Raw genomic sequence first — 20,280 nt, 5'->3', positions numbered from 1 at the left:
GCGCGAGCGCCCGGGCGATGCCGATGCGCTGACGCTGGCCGCCGGAGAACTGGTGCGGGTACCGGTTGATGTGCTCCGGGTTGAGCCCGACCAGGTCGAGCAGTTCGCGGACCTTGGCCCGGCGGCTGCCCTTCGGTGCGACCTCCGGGTGGATCTCGAACGGCTCACCGAGCAGGTCACCGACGGTCATCCGCGGGTTCAGCGAGGTGTACGGGTCCTGCATGACCAGCTGGATCTGCCGGCGGAGGCGTCGCAGCGCCCCACCGGACAGCTTGGAGATGTCCTGGCCCTTGTAGACCACGCTGCCGGCGGTCGGCTTCTCCAGGTTCATCAGGACCCGGGCGAGCGTCGACTTGCCGCAGCCGGACTCGCCGACGACGCCGAGCGTCTCACCGGCGCGCAGACCGAACGAGACCCCGTCGACCGCCTTGACCTGACCGACGGTCTTCTTGAACACCACGCCCTGGGTGACGGGGTAGTGCTTGACCAGGTCATTGACCTCGAGGATGTTCTCAGACACGGTTCACCAGCTCCTCGGCGAAGTGGCAGGCGCTGGCCCGGCCGGTGCCCACCTGCAGCAGCGGCGGGACCTTCTCCCGGCACACCGGCTGAGCCATCGGGCAGCGCGGGTTGAAGGGGCAGCCCGGCGGAATGTTCATCAGGTTCGGCGGGAGGCCCTTGATCGTCCGGAGCTGCTGCCCCTTCTCGTCGAGGCGCGGGATCGAGTCGATCAGACCTATCGTGTACGGGTGCGCCGGCTTGGCGTACAGGTCGTACACGTCCGCTTCCTCGACGATCCGGCCTGCGTACATGACCGCGATCCGGTCCGCGACGTCGGCGACCACGCCGAGGTCGTGGGTGATCAGGATCATGCCCATCTGCCGCTCACGCTGAAGCTCCGCGAGCAGGTCCATGATCTGGGCCTGCACGGTCACGTCGAGCGCCGTGGTGGGCTCGTCCGCGATCAGCACCTCCGGGTCGAGCGCCAGCGACATCGCGATCATCGCGCGCTGCCGCATACCGCCGGAGAACTGGTGTGGGTAGTTGTTGAACCGACCCTTGGCGTTCGGGATCTTGACCTGGTCGAGCATGTCGATCGCGCGCTTCTTGGCCTCCGCGCGACCCATGCCACGCCGGACCCGGAACTGCTCGGCGATCTGGAACCCGACGGTGAAGACGGGGTTCAGAGCGGAGAGCGCGTCCTGGAAGATCATCGCGATGCCCTCGCCGCGGATGCGGCGGCGCTCCTCGGCGGACATGCGGAGCATGTCCTTGCCGTGGAAGCGGACCTGCCCACCGGTCACGAAGCCGGGCGGCGTGTCGAGGATGCCCATGATGGTCTGCGCCGTGACGCTCTTACCGGAGCCGGACTCGCCGAGCACGGCGAGGGTCTCTCCCGCGTTGACGTGGTACGTGACTCCGTTGATGACCTTTGCGACGCCGTCCCGGGTGCGGAACTCCACCCGCAGGTCGTCGACCTCGAGCAGCCGGCCGGAGGGACGCCCGGACCCGCCGGATCCCGGTGCGGACTGCTCAGAAACGAGAATGTCGGACACTGGATATCCCCTAGCGGAGTTTCGGATCGAGGGCCTCGCGGACCGACTCACCGAGCATCACGAAGCTCAGCACTGCGGTGACGAGGAACGCGGCGGGGAAGAAGACCAGTCCCGGCGCGACCCGGACGAAATTCTGCCCATCACTGATCATGATGCCCCAGGACACCACCGGCGACTTCAGACCGACGCCCAGGAACGACAGGGTGGCCTCGGCACCGATGAACGAACCGACCATGATCGTGCCGTAGACCAGCAGCGGGGCCAGGCAGTTCGGCAGCAGGTGCTTGAGGATGATCCGGCCGGTGCCGGCACCCAGTGCGCGGGCCGCCACGATGTAGTCGGCCTCCCTGGTGGCGAGCACCGAGGAGCGCATCAGTCGCATCACGACCGGCCAGCTCAGCACGATCAGGGACGCGGTCACCAGGCCCATGATCTTGTTCTTGCTGTTGCCGGCACCCGAACCGTTGAAGGTGGTCAGGATGACGATCGCGCCGAGCACGAACGGCAGACCGAAGAAGACGTCGGCGATCCGGCTGAGCAGGGCGTCCAACCAGCCACCGCGATAACCGGAGATGATGCCCATCGTTCCGCCGATGAGCAGGGTGCCCAGCACGGAGAGCACGGCGACCTGGATGGACGCACGCGCGCCGTAGATGACCCGGGCGTAGACGTCACGGCCCTGGACGTCGTAGCCGAACCAGCCGTCGGCACCCGGCTTGTTGAGGCTGCGAGACAACGCGCCGTTCGCCGGGTCGCCGCCCGGAGCGAACAGCGACGGGAAGGCGGCCATCAGCAGGAAGATCAGGATCAGCGTGGCCGAGATCCAGAACAGCGGCTTGCGTCGCAGGTCGCGCCAGGCGTCACCGAGCAGGCCACGCGGCTTGTCGTTGCTCTGCGGCTGGCCCGCGGTGGCGGGGGCGGCGGAGTCGATGGGGTGTGCGCCAGGGGTACTGACGATCGATGCGGTACTCGGGTCACTCATAACGGATCCTCGGGTCCAGGGCGGCGTAGAGCAGGTCAACCAGCAGGTTCATCACGAGATAGACCAGCACCAGGACGACCACGATTCCTACCACCGTGGCGCTTTCCTTGGTGATGATCGCCCGGAAGACCTGGCGGCCGATTCCGTTGATGCCGAAGATCCCCTCGGTGACGATCGCGCCACCCATCAGGGCACCGAGGTCGGTGCCGAGCAGGGTCACCACCGGGATGAGCGAGTTGCGCAGCAGGTGCACGCCCACCACCCGGCGCATCGGCAGGCCCTTGGCGATAGCCGTACGCACGTAGTCCGCGCGGCGGTTCTCCGCGATGCTCGTTCTCGCCACCCGGGCGATGTACGCCACTGACGCGCTGCCGAGCACGAAGCCCGGCACGATCAGCTCGGACCACCGCATCTCGGAGGAGACGGTCGGCTTGATGATGCCCCACTGCACGCCCAGCAGCCACTGCAGCACGAAGCCGACCACGAAGACCGGCAGCGCGATCAGGAAGAGGGTGGAGACCAGGACGAGGTTGTCCAGGAAACCGTTGCGCCGCAGACCGCTCAGCACGCCGGCGCCGAGGCCGATGATCGCCTCGATGGCGAGCGCCACGACGGCGAGCTTCAGGGTGTTCGGGTAGGCAGTCGCGATGATGTCGCTGATCTCGCGTTGCTGGAACGTCTGACCGAAGTCGCCCTGGAGCAGGTTCTTCATGTAGTTCGCGTACTGCACGAAGACGTTCTGGTCGAGGTGGTACTTCTCGGTCATGAAGGCGATGTACTGGTCCGGGCAGCGACGCTCACCGCACTTGCCGGCGAACGGATCGCCCGGAACGGCCCAGACGAGCCAGTAGATCAGGAACGTCGTACCGATGAAGACAGGCACGAGTTGGAGCAGCCGTCTCAACAGATAACGGCCCATGGGGTGGTCCTCCAGACAGGGGGCGCGTCGGACGGCCGACACGGTGGTGACAACGTGCGAGTGGAGTGTTGTAACACCCACTCGCGGAACGGCCCCGGGTCGGGCTCACCGGATGTGGCGAGCCCGACCCGGGGTCAGACCGTTCGGATCAGAGCTCGACCGAGGTGATGTCGATCTCGCCGACGTTGTTCAGCTCGAGCTTCTTGATCTTCTCCGAGTGGCCGGACTGCTGGCCGTAGAAGTAGACCGGGATGCTCGGGACGTCCTGGTCGACCTTCTCGACGGCCTTGGCGAACGCCTCGTGCGAGGCCTCCAGGCTCGGCGCGCCGCTGGCCTGCTTGGCCAGCGCGTCGACCTCGGGGTTGCTGTACAGACCGTCGTTGGAGGAACCGCCGGTGATGAAGAGCGGGTTGACCCAGTTCTCCACGTCCGGGTAGTCCTGCTGCCAGGCAGCACGGTACGGGCCGGTCATCTTGTGGGCGTTGATGTTCTGGCGGAAGACCGCGAAGGTCGGCACGCCCTCGGCCCGAGCGTTGATGTTGAGGTTGGTCTTGATCTGCTGCGCGACGGCGTCCATCCAGTCCTTGTGGGCGGAGTCCGCGTTGTAGTAGAAGACCATCTCGCCGCTGAAGCCACCGGCCTCGGCGAGCAGCGTCTTGGCCGTCTCCGGGTCGAACTTGCAGGCGGTGCAGTTGCCCGGCTTAGCGCCCGGGGTCAGCGGGTTCGCCCAGCTGTCGGCCGGCTTGCGGGTGCCGAAGAAGATCTTGTCCGAGATCTCCTGCCGGTTGACGGCGAGGGACACGGCACGACGGAGCTTCGCGTTCTGGAAGCGCTTGTCGTAGATCGGGAACGCGATGAACGCGGTCGACGGCGTGACGGTCGAGCGGCCCCGGTCACCGAGGTCGGTCTTCCACTTGTCACCGGCGAGCGCCGAGGTGGGGACAACCTCCATGAAGTCGAGGTTGTTGGCCAGCAGGTCGGCGTAGGCGGCGTTGTCGTCCTGGTACAGCTTGACGTCGACGTCCTTGATCTTCATCTTGTCGCGAAGGTTGTAGTCGTCGAAGCGCGTCAGCTTGATGAGGGCGTTGTCGTCCCACGACACGAACTTCACCGGGCCGTTGCCGATCGGCTTGCGGCCGAACTCCTCGGGCTTCTGGGTGAAGAACACGTCCGGCAGCGGCATGAAGGCGCTGTAGCCGAGCTTGGTCGGGAAGACCGCGGTCGGCGCCGCCAGGGTGACCTCGAAGGTCTGCTCGTCGATGACCTTCAGGCCGGACAGCTTGTCGGTCGTCGGCGTCGGGGCCTTCTTCGGGCCGTCCGCGCCGTCCGGGTCCGAGGTGTAGGTCTGGTCGAAGCCCGCGATGTCCGCGAAGAAGGTGCCGTTCTGCGCACCGTTCGGCGAGTAGGCGGCCCAGTTCCAGGCGTCGACGAAGTTCTTCGCCTTCACCTCGGTGCCGTCGTGGAACTTGGTACCGGCCTTGATCTTGATCGTGAAGACCTTGGAGTCCGTGGTGTTGATGGACTCCGCCAGCGCGTTACGCGGGGCCCCACCGTCGTTCGGGTACTCGACCAGGCCGGTGAACAGCCAGTCGACGATCTTACCGCCGCCGGTCTCCGTGGTGTTCGACGGAACCAGCGGGTTCTCCGGCTGGACACCGTGGACAACGATCGAGCCGTCCTTGCTGGCGGCAGCGTCGCCGTCGCCGTCACCGCTCGAGCAACCGCTCGCGACAAGCGCGGCAGCCGCGCTGAGCGCGATCGCGCTCGTCGCCCGCTTCGAGACTCTCATTCCGAGGGGCCTCCTCTTTCTAACCAGGTTCCGTCGTGGGTTTCACGCACGTTTGGGGGTGACACCGCCCGACCACCCCGGGGCGCGGGTCGCCGGGATCACAGGGAAGTTGGGGACACCCCTGATGTACCGATCCGCCGGGCTCCCCCGCCAACGAGGCGCGACACGACGCAGGAGACACAGCCACGAACCGCCGCGAGCGGCGAGGACATGGTCGTGGGCCGTACGGAGTGCCACACACCGATGGTGAGGTGCTGCCACTGTGACACCCACTGGCCGCTTCCGTGAAGGTGCCGTTATCAAGCCGTTAGTTGCCCGCCACGTTGCCGATACTTGAAAAATGATCATAAAACGGTCGGCTCGGGCAGCACTGAGCAGGAAATACGTTGCGCCACCCGCGCAACGGGTCTCGGCACGCGTGCAAGCCTCGGGTCACCTGTGTCCGATAGGACGTCGGTCACCACTCACATTTCGACCCGTCCGGACTAGGTCGACTTCGGCTGCACGGCCACGATCAGCGACTGGGTGGATGAGGGTGCCGAGATCGTTTCTCTGATCTTCGACGCCAGGCGAGGGCCGATCAGACGAGGCGGCGGTCCGCCGCCCAGCGGGACAACTCGTAACGGTTGGACATCTGCAGCTTGCGGAGCACGTTCGACACGTGCGTCTCCACCGTCTTGATGGAGATGAACAGCTCCTTGGCGATCTCCTTGTACGCGTACCCCCGGGCCAGGAGCCGCAGCACCTCGCGCTCGCGGTTGGTCAGCTGATCGAGCTCGGGGTCGGCCACCGGGGCGTCCGGTCGGGCCGCGAAGGCGTCCAGCACGAAGCCGGCCAACCGCGGACTGAACACCGCGTCCCCGTCGGCCACCCGGCGGATCGCCGCGGCCAGCTCGTCCGGAGAGATGGTCTTGGTGACGTACCCCCGAGCGCCGGCACGGATCAACCCGATCACGTCCTCCGCAGCGTCGGAGACGCTCAACGCGAGGAACTTGACCTGCGGGTGGGTGCGCCGCATCGCCTCCAGCACCGCCCGGCCACCACCGTCGGGCATGTGCACGTCGAGCAGCACCACGTCCGGCCCGACGGCGGCGATCCGGGTGACCGCCTCGGCCACCGTGCTCGCCTCGCCCACCACCTCGACGTGGGCGCCCAACTCCGCGCGCACCCCCGCCCGGAACATGGCGTGATCGTCCACCAGGAACACCCGCAGCCGCTCGGGGCGGGCATCCGCCGGGTCGAGGTGCTCGGTCGACTGCTCGGCCATGGTCATCTGTTCCTCTCCGCTGCGGACGAGTCCCGGGAGATCGGCAGGATCAACCGAACCTCGGTCCCCTCCCCCGGGCCGGACCGGATTTCGGCCCGTCCGCCGTGCCGCTTCATCCGCCCGATGATCGAGCCGCTCACGCCGTGCCGGTGGTCCTCCACGGTATCCGGATCGAAGCCCTTGCCCCGGTCCCGGACGAAGACGCTGACCTGATCGGGCTCCACCTCCGCGTAGAGGGAAACCGTCTGCACACCGGCGTGGCGTGCCGCGTTCACCAGCGCCTCCCGGGCGGCCGCGACCAGCGCCCCGACCTTCTCGTCGGTCTCCCGGTCACCGACCACCACCGCCTCCACCGTGATCGCGAAGGTGTCCTCGACCTCGGCGGCGGCCTGCTCCAGCGCGGCGGCGAAGCGCTCGCTCGGCGAGGCGGTGGGTTTGTAGAGCCAGTTGCGCAGGGAACGCTCCTGCCCCCGGGCCAGCCGCTGCACCATCTTGACGTCGCCGGCGTTGCGCTGGATCAGGGCCAACGTGTGCAGCACCTGGTCGTGCACCATCGCGGCCAACTCGGCTCGCTCCTGCTCACGGATGCGGCCCTCGCGTTCCGAGCGGAGCTGACTGTACGTCCGCCAGAGCACCGGCGCGGCGACCACTCCGACCCCGGCCAACCCGACCAGCGCGAAGATCACGCCATTGATCACCGCGTCGAAGTTCTGCGCCGGCGAGTAGACCGCCGCGACGCCGATGATGCCGACCGCGACCAGCACTCCGCCGCCGATGAACCGGAGCACGAAGGCCCGTCGGTCACTCTCCTCGACGACCGCGCCGAGCCAGGGCACTGGCATCGTCTCGCCCCACTGCCGCCGCCGCTCGGGCGCGGACTGGTGCCAGATGACCCCGGCGCCGACCGCGATGATGGCCACCAGCCAGCCGGCGGTGCCCGCCGCGCCGACCGAGTCGAAGACCATCACCTGGATCAACAGGACACCGAGCCCGATCCCCACGAACGGCAGGAGTTGCGCCACGTCGCGCCGGGGCGGCACCGCTGTGTCACCGGGCCGCAGCGGGACCACGGCCCAGAAGGCCGCATAGAGCAGCAGGCCGAGCCCGCTCAGCCCGAGCAGCACCATGAACGCGACGCGCACCCGCAGCACCGAGATGCCGAGATGGTCGGCGATACCGGCGGCGACACCGGCGGCCATCCGGTGCTCCGGGGCGCGGTAGAGGCGCGGGGGCGTGGTGACGGTGCTGATCGGAGGCTCCCTGGTAGCGGTGGCGAGCTGGTCGAGGTCGGTGACTCGATCGTCACACGCTGCGGCGTCCACGACCACGGGGACGCCCCCGACATTCCGGCCGCCGGATCTCAGGGTGGGGTCAGGGTCGGGTCCTGAGGCCGTTCGGGTGCACCGGGCAGCAGGATCGAAGCATGACCGAGGAAGCTGCCCCGCCACCCCGCCCGGGGTCGGCACCGCCGGAGGGCTCGTCACCGCCCTCACCGGCCGCGACGCCCGGCGCCTGGACCCAACCCAGCACGCCCGGCCCGCACCCGGGCGCCGCGCCTACCGATCCGTACGGCCACCAGTCGACCACCGGCGGGGGCCACGGCCCACAGTTCGCGGGCGGCACCGGTTACGGGCCTCCCGGCGCACCGCCCGGTCCGGGCGGCGGCCACGGCCCGTCCGCGTCGCCACCGCCACTGGGCGGCACCGGCTTCACCTCCCGGTACGGGTTGGTCCGGCCGCGCGAGGGGCGGTATCTCGCCGGTGTCTGCGCGGCGATCGGACGGGCCACCAACACCGACCCGGTGCTGTGGCGGGTGTTGCTCGCGGTGCTCGGCTTCTTCGGGGGCATCGGCATCCTGGTGTACGTCGCTGCCTGGCTGATCATCCCCAACGAGGGCGACACCGCGTCCCCGATCGAGTCGATGCTCGGGCGCGGCCGTTCCAGCATGTCGCCGGTGACCGTGATCATCCTCGGCATCCTGGTCGCGGCCAGCTTCGGTTACATCGTCACCGACGCCTTCCGGGCGGTGCTGCTCGGCGCGGCCATCCTGGTCGCCGGCGCGCTACTGCTCAACCGGGACAGCCGCAACCCACCGGCCGGCACCCCCGGCGGGCCGATGCCAGCCGCACCGACCGGCACCCCACCGGGTCCGGTCCCACCGGTGACCTGGCCGGCACCGTCGACCGGCGCGGTCCCGTCGACCGGCCCGATCACCACGACAGCAGCGCCGGGGGCGAGCGGCGACCCCGCCTACGCCACCGCGACGACCGGAGGGACACCCACCGTGGCGTACGACGTACCGCCGACCGGTGGTCCGCAGCCGCCCACCACCGGGCAGCCGGTGTCCGGCGTGGGCCCGGTGTCCGGGCAGCCGGGCGGCACGACGGCTGTCCAGCCCGGCTGGCCGGCACCGACAACGGGTTGGCCGAGCACCGCCGCACCCAGCGTCGGCTGGCCGTCGGCACCGGTGACCGGGGCACCCACTGCTCCGTCCGGCTACCCGACCGCCACACCGCCGTCGGCCTACCGCCAGCCGTTCGCGCCGCACGGCCCGTACGCGTCGCCGAGCCCGACGCCGGCTCCGCCACCCAAGCCACCGAAGCCGCCGAAGCGCCCGAAGGAGCGTTCGCCACTGGGCGCGGTGACCTTCTCTCTGATCTTCCTGGTCCTCGGTATGGTCGCCCTGCTCGATCTGCTGGACGTCTTCGCCATCAGCGCCTCGGCCTACTTCGCGGCGGCGTTGGCCACCATCGCGCTGGGGCTGCTCGTCGGCACCTGGTTCGGGCGGGCCCGTTGGCTCATCGCGCTCGGCCTGGTGACCGCCGCGGCGCTGGGCACGGCGACGGTCGCCGAGTCCTACGACCGGATCCGCGGGGTCGACGGTGCGGTGACCTGGGCGCCCACCGACTATCGCGACCTCGCCGACCGGTACGAGAACAGCTTCGGTGACGCGGTGCTCGACCTGCGCGGTATCGACTTCGCGAAGCGGGACAGCCAGGTCACCGTCGCCATCAACTTCGGCAAGGCCACGGTCGTCGTACCGCCGAACGTCGACGTCACCACGGTGGCCGACGTCAACGCGGGCGATGCCAACATCTTCGGCAACCGGTCCGGTGGGTTGGACGGCCGTCTGCGGGAGTTCACCGATGTCGGCGCTGACGGGCCCGGCGGCGGGACCCTGCGCCTCTACGTCCACGTCAATGCCGGCAACCTGGAGGTGACCCGGTGAAGGCTCACCGTACGGATCTGGTGTCGTTCGCCTTCGGGCTCGTGTTCCTGGCGCTGTCCGGCTGGTGGCTGCTCGCTCAACTGCTCGGGCTCGCCCTGCCGGCGGTGGGCTGGTTCCTGGCCAGCGCACTCATTCTGATCGGCGTCTTCGGGCTGGTGGGCGCGCTGCGCTCGGGTCGGTCGCCGCAAGCCGAGGCGACCGCCGAGGCCACCGAGGCCGCCGCACCGGTCTCCGGCGCGACCGCACCGGTCTCCGGCGCCGAAGCACCCGTCTCCGGAGCCGCAGTGCCGACCTCCGGCGCGGCTCTGCCGGTCTGGGAAGCCGAACGGTCCACCTGGGACGCTCCCCCTTCGGCAACGACACCGGAGGCGCCGACAGCCGAGGTGATCCACCCGGCCTGGTTGGCTCATCCGCCGTCGGAGCCGCAGACGTCCCCGATTCCCGGCCAGCCTGACGACCGACACGAGGAGCCGACCGTCGGCCTCGGCACCGGACCGGCCCCCGTCGAGGGAGACGAGCCGACCCGATTGGATCACCCGATCGAGGCCGTCGGCGACCCGGCGGGCGACGAACGGGAGGGCCGAAGCGGGAAGGCCTGAGCCCGGGCCTCGGCTGGCGGAGGCCCACTCCACCGCTACGGCGGTGCGGTTGGCGCGAACGGGCGCATATGCTGGCCGGTGGAGATCTCGCCCTCCGCCGGCCGGCCCGTCCCGCCATGGCGGCCCCGCCGCGATTCCCGTCTCTACCCCCGTCAGGAGCCCGCCCGACATGACCCAGTCCCCCGCCGTGCGTATCACCGGCCGGTCCGGTCCGATCCGCATCGGCGAGCGAGCCGCCCGTACGCTCGTCACCGAGCTGGCCCGGATCAACGACCCCAAGACCGCCCTGCTGGTCGGGGCGGGCCCGGAGTCCGCGGTGCTGGCCGCGGCGATCGAGGCGCTGCTCCCCGGTGACCGGCTCACCGTGGTGCCCGTCGAACCGCTCGGCGCTGCCGCGCTCCGCGAGCACGTCACCGCCCAGGGCCGCTGGGTTGCCGACCGGGTGAGTGTCGTCGACTCGCTGGCCGAGGCCGAGCCCGCCGGGGTCGTCATCGCCGGGGAGGTGTTCGCCGGCTCTGCCGAGGAGACCCGCGGCGGCATCGAAGGGCTGGCCAAGTACCTCTCCGACGGTGCGGTACTCAGCGTGGCGACCGTCGCCACGCCCGGCCGGACCACCGGGGCGGCAGCCGAGTTGGCTCGACAGGACGCGCTCTACGGTGTCGGCGCTGACCTGGTGTTGCGCAACTCGCCGCCGGTGCGGGTCTACCGACTGCGGTTCACCCCGGCCAGCCCGGCCTCGGCCGACCGGCTGGCCCCCGCGCACCGCCCGTCGAGTGTGCCGCTGACCCGCGGCATGCACATCGACTCCAACGGCGTGGCCGCGGCGGGCATCGCGCTGGGCCTCGCAGCGCTGGCCCGGGTGGCGCGTCCGTCGTCCAAGCTGTGGCTGCTGCCGGCGCTGGCCGCCGGGCCGGTCGCCGCGTTCTTCCGCGACCCCGAACGGGACGTGCCGGAGGACCCGTCCGCAGTGGTCGCCAGCGCCGACGGCAAGGTCCTGTCGGTGCAGCGACTGCACGACGAGCGTTTCGGCGACGGCGAGTGGCTCCGGGTCGCGGTCTTCCTGTCGGTGCTGGACGTGCACGTCAACCGGTCCCCGGTCGCCGGCAAGGTGGTGGACTACTTCGTCGCCGACGGCGGGTTCGTCAACGCGATGAAGCCGGACGCCGAACACAACGTGGCGGCGTACACCGTGCTGGACACCGCTCGTGGCACGGTGGTGGTCGCGCAGCGGACCGGGCTGATCGCCCGCCGGATCGTGCAGCGCGCGCCGATCGGCGCGCTGCTGGCCAAGGGCGAGCGCTTCGGTCTGATCAGGTTCGGCTCACGGACCGACGTCTACCTCCCGGCCGAGGCTGCGGACCCGCTGGTGGGTCCGGGCGACAAGGTCGTCGGCGGGTCTACGGTCATCGCCCGCTGGCGCTGACAGACGAACGCGAAACGGGGCGCCGCTGGCCAGCGGCGCCCCGTTTCGTTTGCTGTGGTCAGGCGGTGCGGCGCTGCCGCAGCCAGAGCACCGGCCCGCTGACCAGGTAACCCACCACGATCAGGGCGAACGTGATCCGGATGTCGATCAGCGCGCCGATCACCGGGGCCAGCCAGAGCCACGGGGGTAGCTTCACCAGGCGGGCGAGCTTGGCGTACGGGAAGCTCGACACCATCGCGAAGGCCAGCAGCGCCACGCCGGCGACAAGCACGGCGCCGGGCACCGGCAGGCCGATCGCCACTGTCACGGCGAGCACCGCCGCCGCCATGGTGGTGGGCACGCCGCAGAAGAACCGGCCGTCCTTCGGCGAGACGTTGAAGCGGGCCAGTCGAATCGCGGCACACGCCGCGACGAGCGCGCAGGCCACCGCCGCCGCCGCGGTGGAGACGGAGCCGGCGAGCGAGGCGTAGACCACGACCGGCGCGGCGAGACCGAACGAGCACATGTCGGCCAGGGAGTCCATCTGCGCCCCGAACGGGCTGGCCACGCCGAGTCGGCGGGCCAGTGCGCCGTCCAGACCGTCGAAGGCGACGCAGGCGATCAGGCAGAGCGCGGCGACGCGGACCTCACCCTGCATTGCCAGGAAGATGGCCAGCATACCGAGCATCAGGCTGGCCAGGGTGCAGGCGTTGACCAGGCCGAACTTCATCCGTCGGGCGATGGTGCGCTCGCCCGGTAGCAGCGGGATCGAGCTGGCCGATGCCTCGTCGGCGTGCGCCATCAGCGGCATCGCCGGGCTGACCGGCATGACCGCTTCGATCTCCGCCCGACCGATGCTCCCGGCCGGCCGGCTGAGCCGGTCGAGGCCGTAGCGGCGGCGCTGCCGGTCGGCGTACCGGTGCTCGGGCGACGTCACGTCGGTCGGGAGCAGGTCGCTGTCCCGGCGACCGACCCGGACCAGCAGCACCTGGCGGGCGAACGTGCTGCTGCGGCGCAACGGGCCCGCCCAGCGACGCCCAGCGGGGCGCGGACTGTCAGTAGTACGACGCCGGCGCCATGGGGCTCTCGGCACGTTTCCTCCATCACCGGATCGGCTGACCGCCGTGTGGCGGGTGTCCGGCTGTCTCGTGCCGGACCTTGCGTGGCCCGGCAGCCGTTTTGCGGAGTACACCATCGCATAGGGGAACATGGCTTGGCGATAGCTGCCGGCGGTACTTATATCTGGCTTAAACCGCTCGAACCGCCCGCTTGTTCCCATCCCGGGCTTCATCGCCCGTTTCCTCCACCATTCCCGCCTTTGACTGTACCGGAGGGTCACCATCTCGGCTCAGTGAGCGGCGTGCTATCGGCCACTCTGTCCGATTGCCGAGGCAGCGATGTCGCTCAACGGCAGGTCAGCGGCTTGGGCGCGGGTGAACCAGCCAGCCCTCGCTGTCGAACCTCCGGCGGATTCGGTGACCACCGCATCGGTGGGTACGTCCACCAGCACCCGATAGATCACCCGTACGCCGTGCCAGTCCAACGGACGGCCCTCGGGGCCGAGCGCGGCCGGGTTGTGCAGGTTGTCCACCCCGAGGAGTTCCACCACCCGGCCGACCTGGCCACCCTCCTCGACCAACTCCCGGAGCAGGCCGGTCGTCGGCTGCTCACCGTGATCGGTGCCCCCACCGGGCAGGTGCCACAGGCCGGCACCCGGATAGCCGTCCGCGATCTGGGTGAGCAGGATCCGTCCGGCCGGGTCGGTGACCAGCCCGTACGCGCCGAAACGCAGTCGCCGGTCGGGGTGCGGCGGCGGGAGGTGTTCCTGCGGCCGGTGCGTTCCGGGCGGCAGTGGAGTGACCGGCAGGCCGAGCACCTCGGAGGTGAATGGTGTCAGCGTCAACCGCGTCAACTCGCCCGGGGTGAGCCAGCGAACCTGGTCGACCGAGCCGTCCCGGCCGTCGCGTGCCGCACCGTCGCGCCCCGTGAGATTGAACGTCAACCGGTCGGTGTGTGTTGCGACACCATCCGGACAGTCGGTCACATCCGCGGTCACCCTACGTAGCTGACCCGCAGTGACGGTCAGCCCGGTCTGCTCGCCGACGGTCCGGACGACAGCGCGCTCGGGGTGCTCGGCGTGCGCGACAGCACCACCCGGCAGCCGCCAAGCCCCGGGAAACTCACCATCCGGCCCGTCCCGAACCACCAAAACCCGGTCCGAATCCCACAAGACCCCGTAAACCCCGACCCGCCGCACAACCCCGCCCCCACCCGCTCCGCCGCCCAAGCCCGTCGATCATGAAGTTATCGCCGTCCATCTCGGCGTGTCCTGACAATAACTTCATGATCAACGGGGGAAGGCGGGATGGGCGGGGGCCGGGGGGTCAGGTTAGTTGGGCTGCTTGGACCGCCTCGGCGGTCACCTCGGTTAGGCGGTCGGTGGGGAGGGCACCCAGCTCCTCGCGGCCGAACCAGCGGGCTTCGCAGGTGGAACCGCCGACGTCGGCCACCGTCAGCGGGTTGGGCTTGTCGACGACGACACGGTAGAAGGCGCGTACGCCGTGCCAGTCGATCGGGTAGCCCTCGGGGCCGAGCGAGGCGGCGTCGCGGTGGCTGGCCACTCCGAGCAGCTCGACCAGGCGGCCGGTCTGCCCGGTCTCCTCGACCAACTCCCGGATGAGGGCCGCGCCGGGCTGCTCGCCGTAGTCGGTGCCGCCGCCGGGCAGATGCCAGCAGCCCGCGCCGGGGTAACCGTCGGAGACCCGGGTGAGCAGCACCCGCCCGGCCGGGTCGGTGCAGACCGCGTACGCGGCGAAGCGTTGCGCCCGGTGCAGCCCGTCCGGGCCGGGGACCGCGTAGAAGGAGGGGAACTCGGGCGCCTCGTCCGGCACCACGTCGGCCGAGGAGGCGGGCAGCCCGAGGGCACGTGCGGTGAACGAGCGCAGCGGCAGCTTGCGCGCCTCGTCGAGGGTGTACCAGCGGGCCAGGTCGGTGGGTCGCTCGCCGACCCGGTCGGCCAGGGTGCCGCCGCGTACCGCCACCCGGTAGATCAGCCGGTCGGTGTGGATCGTGATGCCCCGATCGGGCAGCGCCCGCATGTCGGCGAGCACGTCGGCCAGGCCGGAGACGGCGACCGACAGGCCGGTCTCGGCGGCGGTTTCGCGGACGACTGTGTGGTTCGGGTCCTCGCCGTGGTCGACCGCCCCGCCGGGCAGCGACCATGTGCCGGGGGTGCCGGAGCGCTCCGATGCGCGGACCAGCAGAACTCGGCCTCTTGAATCAGCACAAACTGCGTATGCCGCGATCCTGCGGAGCGGCTCGAGCATGGTGGTCACGGGAGCAAATTCTCCCCGGGCCGGGTTACCGGAACGGAAAAGAGTCAGATTCCTGACTGTCGGACCCCGCTCAGGGATCGGTCAGGGTAAGGATCCGGGCGGTCACCGAGGGCGAGCCGGGCGGCAACGCGGACCGTGGGGGTATGACATCCACCGCCGCTCCCCACGCCCCGTACAAGCAGCTCCGGCGCCCCACCACCGACCGCATGGTCGCGGGGGTCGCCAGTGGCGTCGGCCGCTACTTTGCCGTCGACCCCACACTCGTCCGGGTGGCCTTCGCGGTCACCGGCCTGCTCACCGGCGGGCTCGCGCTGTTCGCGTACCCGATCATGTGGTTCCTGATGCCGGAGGAGCCCACCGGCGCGCCGGCCTGGCCGCACCCGGCGGGCGTCGCGCCGCAGACAGGCCCACCGCCCACCGCCGGGCCCGCGCCCGGCGGACCACAGCCGGGGTACGCCCCGACGCCGCCCTACCCGCCGACGACCCCGTCGGACCCGCCGCCGGCCGCCTGACCGGCGCTCACTCCCACTCGATGGTGCCCGGCGGCTTGCTGGTCACGTCCAGAACCACCCGGTTCACCTCGGCGACCTCGTTGGTGATCCGGGTGGAGATCCGGGCCACCACCTCGTAGGGCAGTCGGGACCAGTCGGCCGTCATCGCGTCCTCGCTGGAGACCGGGCGCAGCACCACGGGATGCCCGTAGCTGCGCCCGTCTCCCTGGACACCGACGCTGCGAACGTCGGCGAGCAGCACCACCGGGAACTGCCAGACGCCCCGGTCCAGGCCGGCGGCGGTCAGCTCCTCGCGGGCGATCAGGTCGGCCTCGCGGAGCAGGTCGAGGCGCTGCTGGTCGACCGCGCCGATGATCCGGATGGCCAGGCCGGGGCCCGGGAACGGGTGCCGCCAGACCATCGCCTCGGGCAGGCCCAGTTGCAGGCCGAGCGCCCGGACCTCGTCCTTGAAGAGCGTGCGCAGCGGCTCGACCAGGGCGAACTTCAGGTCCTCCGGCAGACCGCCGACGTTGTGGTGGCTCTTGATGTTGGCGGTGCCGGTGCCGCCGCCGGACTCCACGACGTCGGGGTAGAGCGTGCCCTGGACGAGGAACTCCACGTCGCCGTGCGAGGCGATCTCGCGGGCGGCGGCCTCGAAGACCCGGATGAACTCCCGACCGATGATCTTGCGCTTCTGCTCCGGGTCGGTCACCCCGGCCAGCGCGCCGAGGAACCGGTCGGCGGCGTCGACCACCTTCAGCTTGATTCCGGTGGCGGCCACGTAGTCCTTCTCCACCTGCTCGGCCTCGCCGGCGCGCAGCAGACCGTGGTCGACGAAGACGCAGGTGAGCTGGTCACCGACCGCCTCGTGCACGAGCGCCGCGGCGACCGCCGAGTCCACCCCACCGGACAGGCCGCAGATGACCTCCTTGTCGCCGACCTGGGCGCGGATCCGGGCAACCTGCTCGTCGATGATGTTCTCGGGCGTCCAGGTCGGCTCGATGCCGGCGATGTCGTAGAGGAAACGGGTCAACATCTCCTGGCCGTGCGCGGTGTGCCCGACCTCCGGGTGGAACTGCACGCCGGCACGCCGCCCGACCAGGTCCTCGAACGCGGCCACCGGCGCGCCCGCCGACTCGGCGGTGACGGTGAAGCCCTCGGGGGCCTCGGTGACGGCGTCGCCGTGGCTCATCCACACCGGCAGGTCGGCGGGCAGGTCGCGCAGCAGCACACCGGGATCGAGGAGTCGGGGGCGCAGCGGCGTACCGCCGTACTCGCGGTTACCGGTCTTCGCCACGGTGCCGCCGAGCGCCTGGGCCATCGCCTGGAAGCCGTAGCAGATGCCGAAGACCGGCACGTCGGCGCTGAACACGCCCGCGTCGATCTGCGGCGCGTCCGGCGCGTAGACGCTGGACGGGCCACCGGAGAGGATGATCGCGGCGGGGTTCTTCGCCAGCATCTCGGCGATCGGCATCGAGTGCGGCACGATCTCGGAGTAGACCTTCGCCTCACGGACCCGGCGGGCGATGAGCTGGGCGTACTGGGCTCCGAAGTCCACCACGAGGACAGGGCGAGGCAGGCTCATGTGCACAAAGCCTACCGACAGTCACGGCCGTGCCCGGCACCGGCTCGCCCTGCGGCGTCGGCCTGACTTACTGACGGAGCGCGCCCGGGGCGTCCGCCGGCACCGCCGGCTGGTCGGGGGGTACGGGTGCCAGCCGGCGGTACGCGGACCCGAGCGGCGGGCGGGGGTCCTCCTCGCCCTTGTTGGGCCAGAAGGACATCGCCCGTTCCGCCTGGGCGGTGATCGTCAGGGACGGGTTCACGCCGAGGTTGGCCGAGACCGCCGCGCCGTCGACGACGTGCAGCCCGGGGTGCCCGTACACCCGGTGCCAGGGGTCGATCACCCCGTCGGCCGGTGTCGCTCCGATGACCGCCCCGCCCAGGATGTGCGCGGTGATCGGGATGTCGAACGGCTCGGTGAGCGAGCCGCCCGGAGTGCCACCGATCTCCTCGGCGAGCAGTCGGGTGGCGGCGTTGCCGGCCGGGATCCAGGTGGGGTTGGGGGTGCCGTGCCCCGGGCCGGTGACCAGTCGACGGCCGAAAACGCCGCGCCGCCACCGAGTGGTCAGCGAGTTGTCCACCGACTGCATCACCAGGGCGATCACCGTCCGTTCCGACCAACCACGGACCGACAGCATCCGGGCGGCCAGCCTGGGTTGCCGCACGATGCTGCCCAGCCACCGCCGCACCCGGTGTGGACCCCCGTCGACCAGCAGCGACTGGAGCAGGCCCATCGCGTTGGAGCCACGCCCGTAACGGACCGGCTCGACGTGGGTCTGCGGGTCCGGGTGGAAGGAGCTGGTGATGGCCACCCCCTCGGTGTAGTCCGTTTGCTCGGACCGGGCCCGTCGGCGGGGCACCGAGGCACCCAGGATCGCCTCCGAGTTGGTCCGGGTCAGTTCGCCGAGGCGGGGTGAGAGCCGAGGCAGCACGTCGTCGGCCCTCATGGCGTGCAGCAGTCGTTGGGTGCCGAGCGCACCGGCCGCGAACACCACCTGGTCGGCGTGGATGACCTGCCGCCGCTTGCGCAGCCACGCGCCGGTGCGTTCGGCGTGTACGTCGTACCCGCCGTCGGCGGTCGGACGGACGGCGGTCACAGTGGTCAGCGGCAGCACCGTGACCCCGAGCCGTTCGGCGAGCCACAGGTAGTTCTTGACCAGCGTGTTCTTCGCCCCGTGCCGGCACCCGGTCATGCACGAGCCGCAGTGCAGGCAGCCGGTGCGCTCCGGGCCGGCACCACCGAAGTACGGGTCGGCGACCCGCTGGCCGGGGCGGCCGATGTGCACGCCGACCGGGGTGGCGTGGAAGGTGTGCCCCACCCCCATCCGCTCGGCCACCGCCCGCATGGCGCGGTCCGCGCCGGTGTCCAGCGGGTACGTGGTGACACCGAGCATGCGTTTGGCCTGGTCGTAGTGGCGGGCCAACTCGTCCCGCCAGTCGGTGATGTCGCGCCACTGCCTGTCGACGTAGAAGGCGGGCAACGGTTCGTAGAGGGTGTTCGCGTAGACCAGCGAACCACCGCCCACCCCGGCGCCGGAGAGGACCAGCACCCCGCTGCCGGCACCTCGACGGGCCGGGCGGAGCAGGGTGAGCCGCTGGATGCCGTAGCAGCCCAACTTCGGCGCCCAGAGGAACCGGCGGGCCCGCCAGGACGTCTGCGGGAACTCGTCGTCGGTGAAGCGACGGCCGGCTTCCAGCACGGCGACCGAGTAACCCTTCTCGGCCAGTCGGAGCGCGGTGACGGCGCCGCCGAAGCCGGACCCGATGACGAGCACGTCGTACCGCATGGACGCATCATTACTCGCGAGTAGCGCTCGCGCCAGCGGCAGTTTTCGCGCGATCATGCTCCGGCCGACCGACCCGGCGCCTCCCGGCCGCAACCCGGAGCACCCGTCGGAGCGTTGTTCACCAGACGGGTGGAAGGAATCCAAGATGATCCTCGGGTCGATGGCGCCGCGCCGACGGTGGCTGCTGCTGGGCTTGACGGCCCTCGCCGCCGTCGCGCTGATCGCGGCCGGCGCGGTGGTGATCACCCGGCTGACCGGTGACAGCAAGCCGGGCGGCGGCCCGGTTGCCGGCTCGCCGACCCCGTCGCCGATCGGCACGCCCACCCCGAGCCCCAGCGGCCCACCGCCGGGCGCGGACATCACCGGCCCGCTCAACCTGCTGCTGGTCGGTGTGGACACCCGGGTCAGCGTGCCCGGGTGGGAACCGCACTCGGACGCCGTGCTGGTGCTGCACGTGCCGAAGGGGTTGGGTCAGGCGTACCTCTTCTCGCTCCCCCGCGACCTGCTGGTGGACATCCCGGCGTTCCCGAAGGCCGGCTACAAGGGCGGCAAGACCAAGCTCACCCACGCGATGAGCTTCGGCAGCCGGGTGCCGGGCAAACCCAAGCAGCCGAGCACGGCCCAGGGGTACGAGCTGCTGCGCAGCACGGTCAGCGGGTACACGGGGCTGCGCATCGACGCCGGCGCGGTGCTCACCTTCAACGGGTTCGACCGGCTGGTCAACGCACTCGGCGGAGTCGACATCTACGTCGACCAGCGGGTCGAGTCGCTGCACCGCCGACCGGACGGCAAGTACCGAGAGAGCGCGCCGGGCGGCTACACCGGGCCGCAGCAGGTCTACGAGAAGGGCGAGCAGCACCTCAACGGCTGGCAGGCGCTCGACTACGCGCGGCAGCGCTACATCACCGGCGGCGACTACGCCCGGCAGCGCCACCAGCAGCAACTGATCAAGGCACTCACCCGCAAGATCCTGGACGAGAACCTGGCCCGCCAACCGGAGCGGGTCGACCAGGTGGTCGCCGCACTGGGAGACACGCTGATCTACGTGGGTGGGCGGCGGATCGTCGACATCGCGTACGCCCTCAGCGGGGTGCCGGAGAACAAGTTCGTGCTGGTGGGCCTGCCCGGTGCCGGTGTCGGCAAGGGCAGCGCCTACCGTGGCGAGCAGCTCACCAAGGTCGGCCGTGACTTCATCACCGAACTCCGTGCCGGTCGCGCCGACGCCTACCTGGCAGCCCACCCCACCCTGGTCGTCAAGAACTGACGTCTAAGGCCTGTTTCATAAGGGCGGTCGAGCCGAGGCGGAGTCCGGGCGGCGATCCGGCAAGGCGCGGTTTCGTCCGGATACCGGTGTTGTATCC

At 70.5% G+C, this 20,280-nt stretch carries 16 protein-coding genes and 1 pseudogene; 5 read left to right on the top strand and 12 right to left on the bottom strand.

Annotated elements, in window-relative coordinates; all coding sequences use genetic code 11:
• The 7 genes from ACWCO3_RS14185 to ACWCO3_RS14155 all read right to left on the bottom strand — a co-directional run.
• Nucleotides 1-520: ATP-binding cassette domain-containing protein (locus ACWCO3_RS14185; RefSeq protein WP_450010221.1), on the bottom strand; the 520-nt coding region annotated here is incomplete at its 3' end.
• Nucleotides 513-1,556 (bottom strand): ABC transporter ATP-binding protein, encoded by a 1,044-nt coding sequence (locus ACWCO3_RS14180; protein WP_423438865.1) that lies wholly within the window; start codon nucleotides 1,554-1,556, stop codon nucleotides 513-515. The genes ACWCO3_RS14185 and ACWCO3_RS14180, both read right to left, overlap by 8 nt.
• A 10-nt stretch (nucleotides 1,557-1,566) precedes the next feature.
• Nucleotides 1,567-2,538 (bottom strand): ABC transporter permease, encoded by a 972-nt coding sequence (locus ACWCO3_RS14175; protein ID WP_145778983.1) that lies wholly within the window; start codon nucleotides 2,536-2,538, stop codon nucleotides 1,567-1,569.
• Complete coding sequence (locus ACWCO3_RS14170) at nucleotides 2,531-3,457, bottom strand: ABC transporter permease (protein WP_145778982.1); 927 nt, start codon at nucleotides 3,455-3,457, stop codon at nucleotides 2,531-2,533. The genes ACWCO3_RS14175 and ACWCO3_RS14170 overlap by 8 nt, the downstream gene beginning before the upstream one ends.
• Before the next feature lie 148 nt (nucleotides 3,458-3,605).
• Nucleotides 3,606-5,246: a peptide ABC transporter substrate-binding protein gene (locus tag ACWCO3_RS14165; protein ID WP_145778981.1), complete on the bottom strand. Its 1,641-nt coding sequence runs from the start codon at nucleotides 5,244-5,246 to the stop codon at nucleotides 3,606-3,608.
• 580 nt (nucleotides 5,247-5,826) lie between these two features.
• The gene (locus tag ACWCO3_RS14160; RefSeq protein ID WP_030337843.1) at nucleotides 5,827-6,513 is read right to left on the bottom strand and encodes a response regulator; all 687 of its coding nucleotides are present in this window, start codon (nucleotides 6,511-6,513) and stop codon (nucleotides 5,827-5,829) included.
• 2 nt (nucleotides 6,514-6,515) lie between these two features.
• Nucleotides 6,516-7,763, bottom strand: coding sequence for an ATP-binding protein (locus ACWCO3_RS14155; RefSeq protein ID WP_269683757.1), 1,248 nt, complete (start codon nucleotides 7,761-7,763; stop codon nucleotides 6,516-6,518).
• 173 nt (nucleotides 7,764-7,936) lie between these two features.
• Between ACWCO3_RS14155 and ACWCO3_RS14150 the strand changes: the two genes are divergently transcribed.
• The 3 genes and pseudogenes from ACWCO3_RS14150 (at nucleotide 7,937) to ACWCO3_RS14140 (ending at nucleotide 11,764) form a co-directional block, all read left to right on the top strand.
• Nucleotides 7,937-9,742, top strand: a complete 1,806-nt coding sequence (locus ACWCO3_RS14150) for a PspC domain-containing protein (protein ID WP_358167841.1) — start codon at nucleotides 7,937-7,939, stop codon at nucleotides 9,740-9,742.
• Nucleotides 9,739-9,978, top strand: a pseudogene (locus ACWCO3_RS14145) (hypothetical protein); the annotation flags it as partial. The gene ACWCO3_RS14150 and the pseudogene ACWCO3_RS14145, both read left to right, overlap by 4 nt.
• A 532-nt stretch (nucleotides 9,979-10,510) precedes the next feature.
• On the top strand, nucleotides 10,511-11,764 hold the full coding sequence (locus ACWCO3_RS14140) for a phosphatidylserine decarboxylase (RefSeq protein ID WP_355026624.1): 1,254 nt from the start codon (nucleotides 10,511-10,513) through the stop codon (nucleotides 11,762-11,764).
• 58 nt (nucleotides 11,765-11,822) lie between these two features.
• Here ACWCO3_RS14140 and ACWCO3_RS14135 read toward each other — a convergent pair whose 3' ends face one another.
• The 3 genes from ACWCO3_RS14135 to ACWCO3_RS14125 form a co-directional block, all read right to left on the bottom strand.
• Nucleotides 11,823-12,761, bottom strand: a complete 939-nt coding sequence (locus ACWCO3_RS14135) for a CDP-alcohol phosphatidyltransferase family protein (protein WP_358167838.1) — start codon at nucleotides 12,759-12,761, stop codon at nucleotides 11,823-11,825.
• Nucleotides 12,762-13,106: 345 nt separating this feature from the next.
• On the bottom strand, nucleotides 13,107-14,000 hold the full coding sequence (locus ACWCO3_RS14130; RefSeq protein ID WP_450010222.1) for an NUDIX hydrolase: 894 nt from the start codon (nucleotides 13,998-14,000) through the stop codon (nucleotides 13,107-13,109).
• Between the two features lie 127 nt (nucleotides 14,001-14,127).
• Nucleotides 14,128-15,078, bottom strand: coding sequence for an NUDIX hydrolase (locus tag ACWCO3_RS14125; RefSeq protein WP_145778976.1), 951 nt, complete (start codon nucleotides 15,076-15,078; stop codon nucleotides 14,128-14,130).
• Nucleotides 15,079-15,221: 143 nt separating this feature from the next.
• On the opposite strand from ACWCO3_RS14125, the gene ACWCO3_RS14120 reads away from it, so the two are divergent.
• The gene (locus tag ACWCO3_RS14120) at nucleotides 15,222-15,590 is read left to right on the top strand and encodes a PspC domain-containing protein (RefSeq protein ID WP_145778975.1); all 369 of its coding nucleotides are present in this window, start codon (nucleotides 15,222-15,224) and stop codon (nucleotides 15,588-15,590) included.
• A gap of 7 nt (nucleotides 15,591-15,597) precedes the next feature.
• Here ACWCO3_RS14120 and guaA read toward each other — a convergent pair whose 3' ends face one another.
• Together guaA and ACWCO3_RS14110 are read right to left on the bottom strand one after the other, a co-directional pair.
• Nucleotides 15,598-17,154 (bottom strand): glutamine-hydrolyzing GMP synthase, encoded by a 1,557-nt coding sequence (gene guaA, locus ACWCO3_RS14115; protein ID WP_358167833.1) that lies wholly within the window; start codon nucleotides 17,152-17,154, stop codon nucleotides 15,598-15,600.
• A 67-nt stretch (nucleotides 17,155-17,221) separates the two neighbouring features.
• Nucleotides 17,222-18,919: an FAD-dependent oxidoreductase gene (locus ACWCO3_RS14110; protein WP_145778973.1), complete on the bottom strand. Its 1,698-nt coding sequence runs from the start codon at nucleotides 18,917-18,919 to the stop codon at nucleotides 17,222-17,224.
• Between the two features lie 145 nt (nucleotides 18,920-19,064).
• Here ACWCO3_RS14110 and ACWCO3_RS14105 point away from each other — a divergent pair, with 145 nt between their 5' ends.
• Nucleotides 19,065-20,183, top strand: a complete 1,119-nt coding sequence (locus ACWCO3_RS14105; protein ID WP_145778972.1) for an LCP family protein — start codon at nucleotides 19,065-19,067, stop codon at nucleotides 20,181-20,183.
• Nucleotides 20,184-20,280 lie beyond the last annotated feature (97 nt).

This window comes from Micromonospora sp. NPDC002411 (assembly GCF_053592955.1).
The sequence above is the reverse complement of the archived record's forward strand: the minus strand, read 5'-3'. Positions and strand labels throughout refer to the sequence as shown.

Coding starts and splice junctions, on each gene's coding strand:
- guaA (WP_358167833.1), bottom strand. CDS start 17,154: ATGAGCCTGCCTCGCCCTGTCCTCGTGGTGGACTTCGGAGCCCAGTAC.
- ACWCO3_RS14165 (WP_145778981.1), bottom strand. CDS start 5,246: ATGAGAGTCTCGAAGCGGGCGACGAGCGCGATCGCGCTCAGCGCGGCT.
- ACWCO3_RS14110 (WP_145778973.1), bottom strand. CDS start 18,919: ATGCGGTACGACGTGCTCGTCATCGGGTCCGGCTTCGGCGGCGCCGTC.
- ACWCO3_RS14150 (WP_358167841.1), top strand. CDS start 7,937: ATGACCGAGGAAGCTGCCCCGCCACCCCGCCCGGGGTCGGCACCGCCG.
- ACWCO3_RS14170 (WP_145778982.1), bottom strand. CDS start 3,457: ATGGGCCGTTATCTGTTGAGACGGCTGCTCCAACTCGTGCCTGTCTTC.
- ACWCO3_RS14120 (WP_145778975.1), top strand. CDS start 15,222: ATGACATCCACCGCCGCTCCCCACGCCCCGTACAAGCAGCTCCGGCGC.
- ACWCO3_RS14140 (WP_355026624.1), top strand. CDS start 10,511: ATGACCCAGTCCCCCGCCGTGCGTATCACCGGCCGGTCCGGTCCGATC.
- ACWCO3_RS14175 (WP_145778983.1), bottom strand. CDS start 2,538: ATGAGTGACCCGAGTACCGCATCGATCGTCAGTACCCCTGGCGCACAC.
- ACWCO3_RS14105 (WP_145778972.1), top strand. CDS start 19,065: ATGATCCTCGGGTCGATGGCGCCGCGCCGACGGTGGCTGCTGCTGGGC.
- ACWCO3_RS14160 (WP_030337843.1), bottom strand. CDS start 6,513: ATGGCCGAGCAGTCGACCGAGCACCTCGACCCGGCGGATGCCCGCCCC.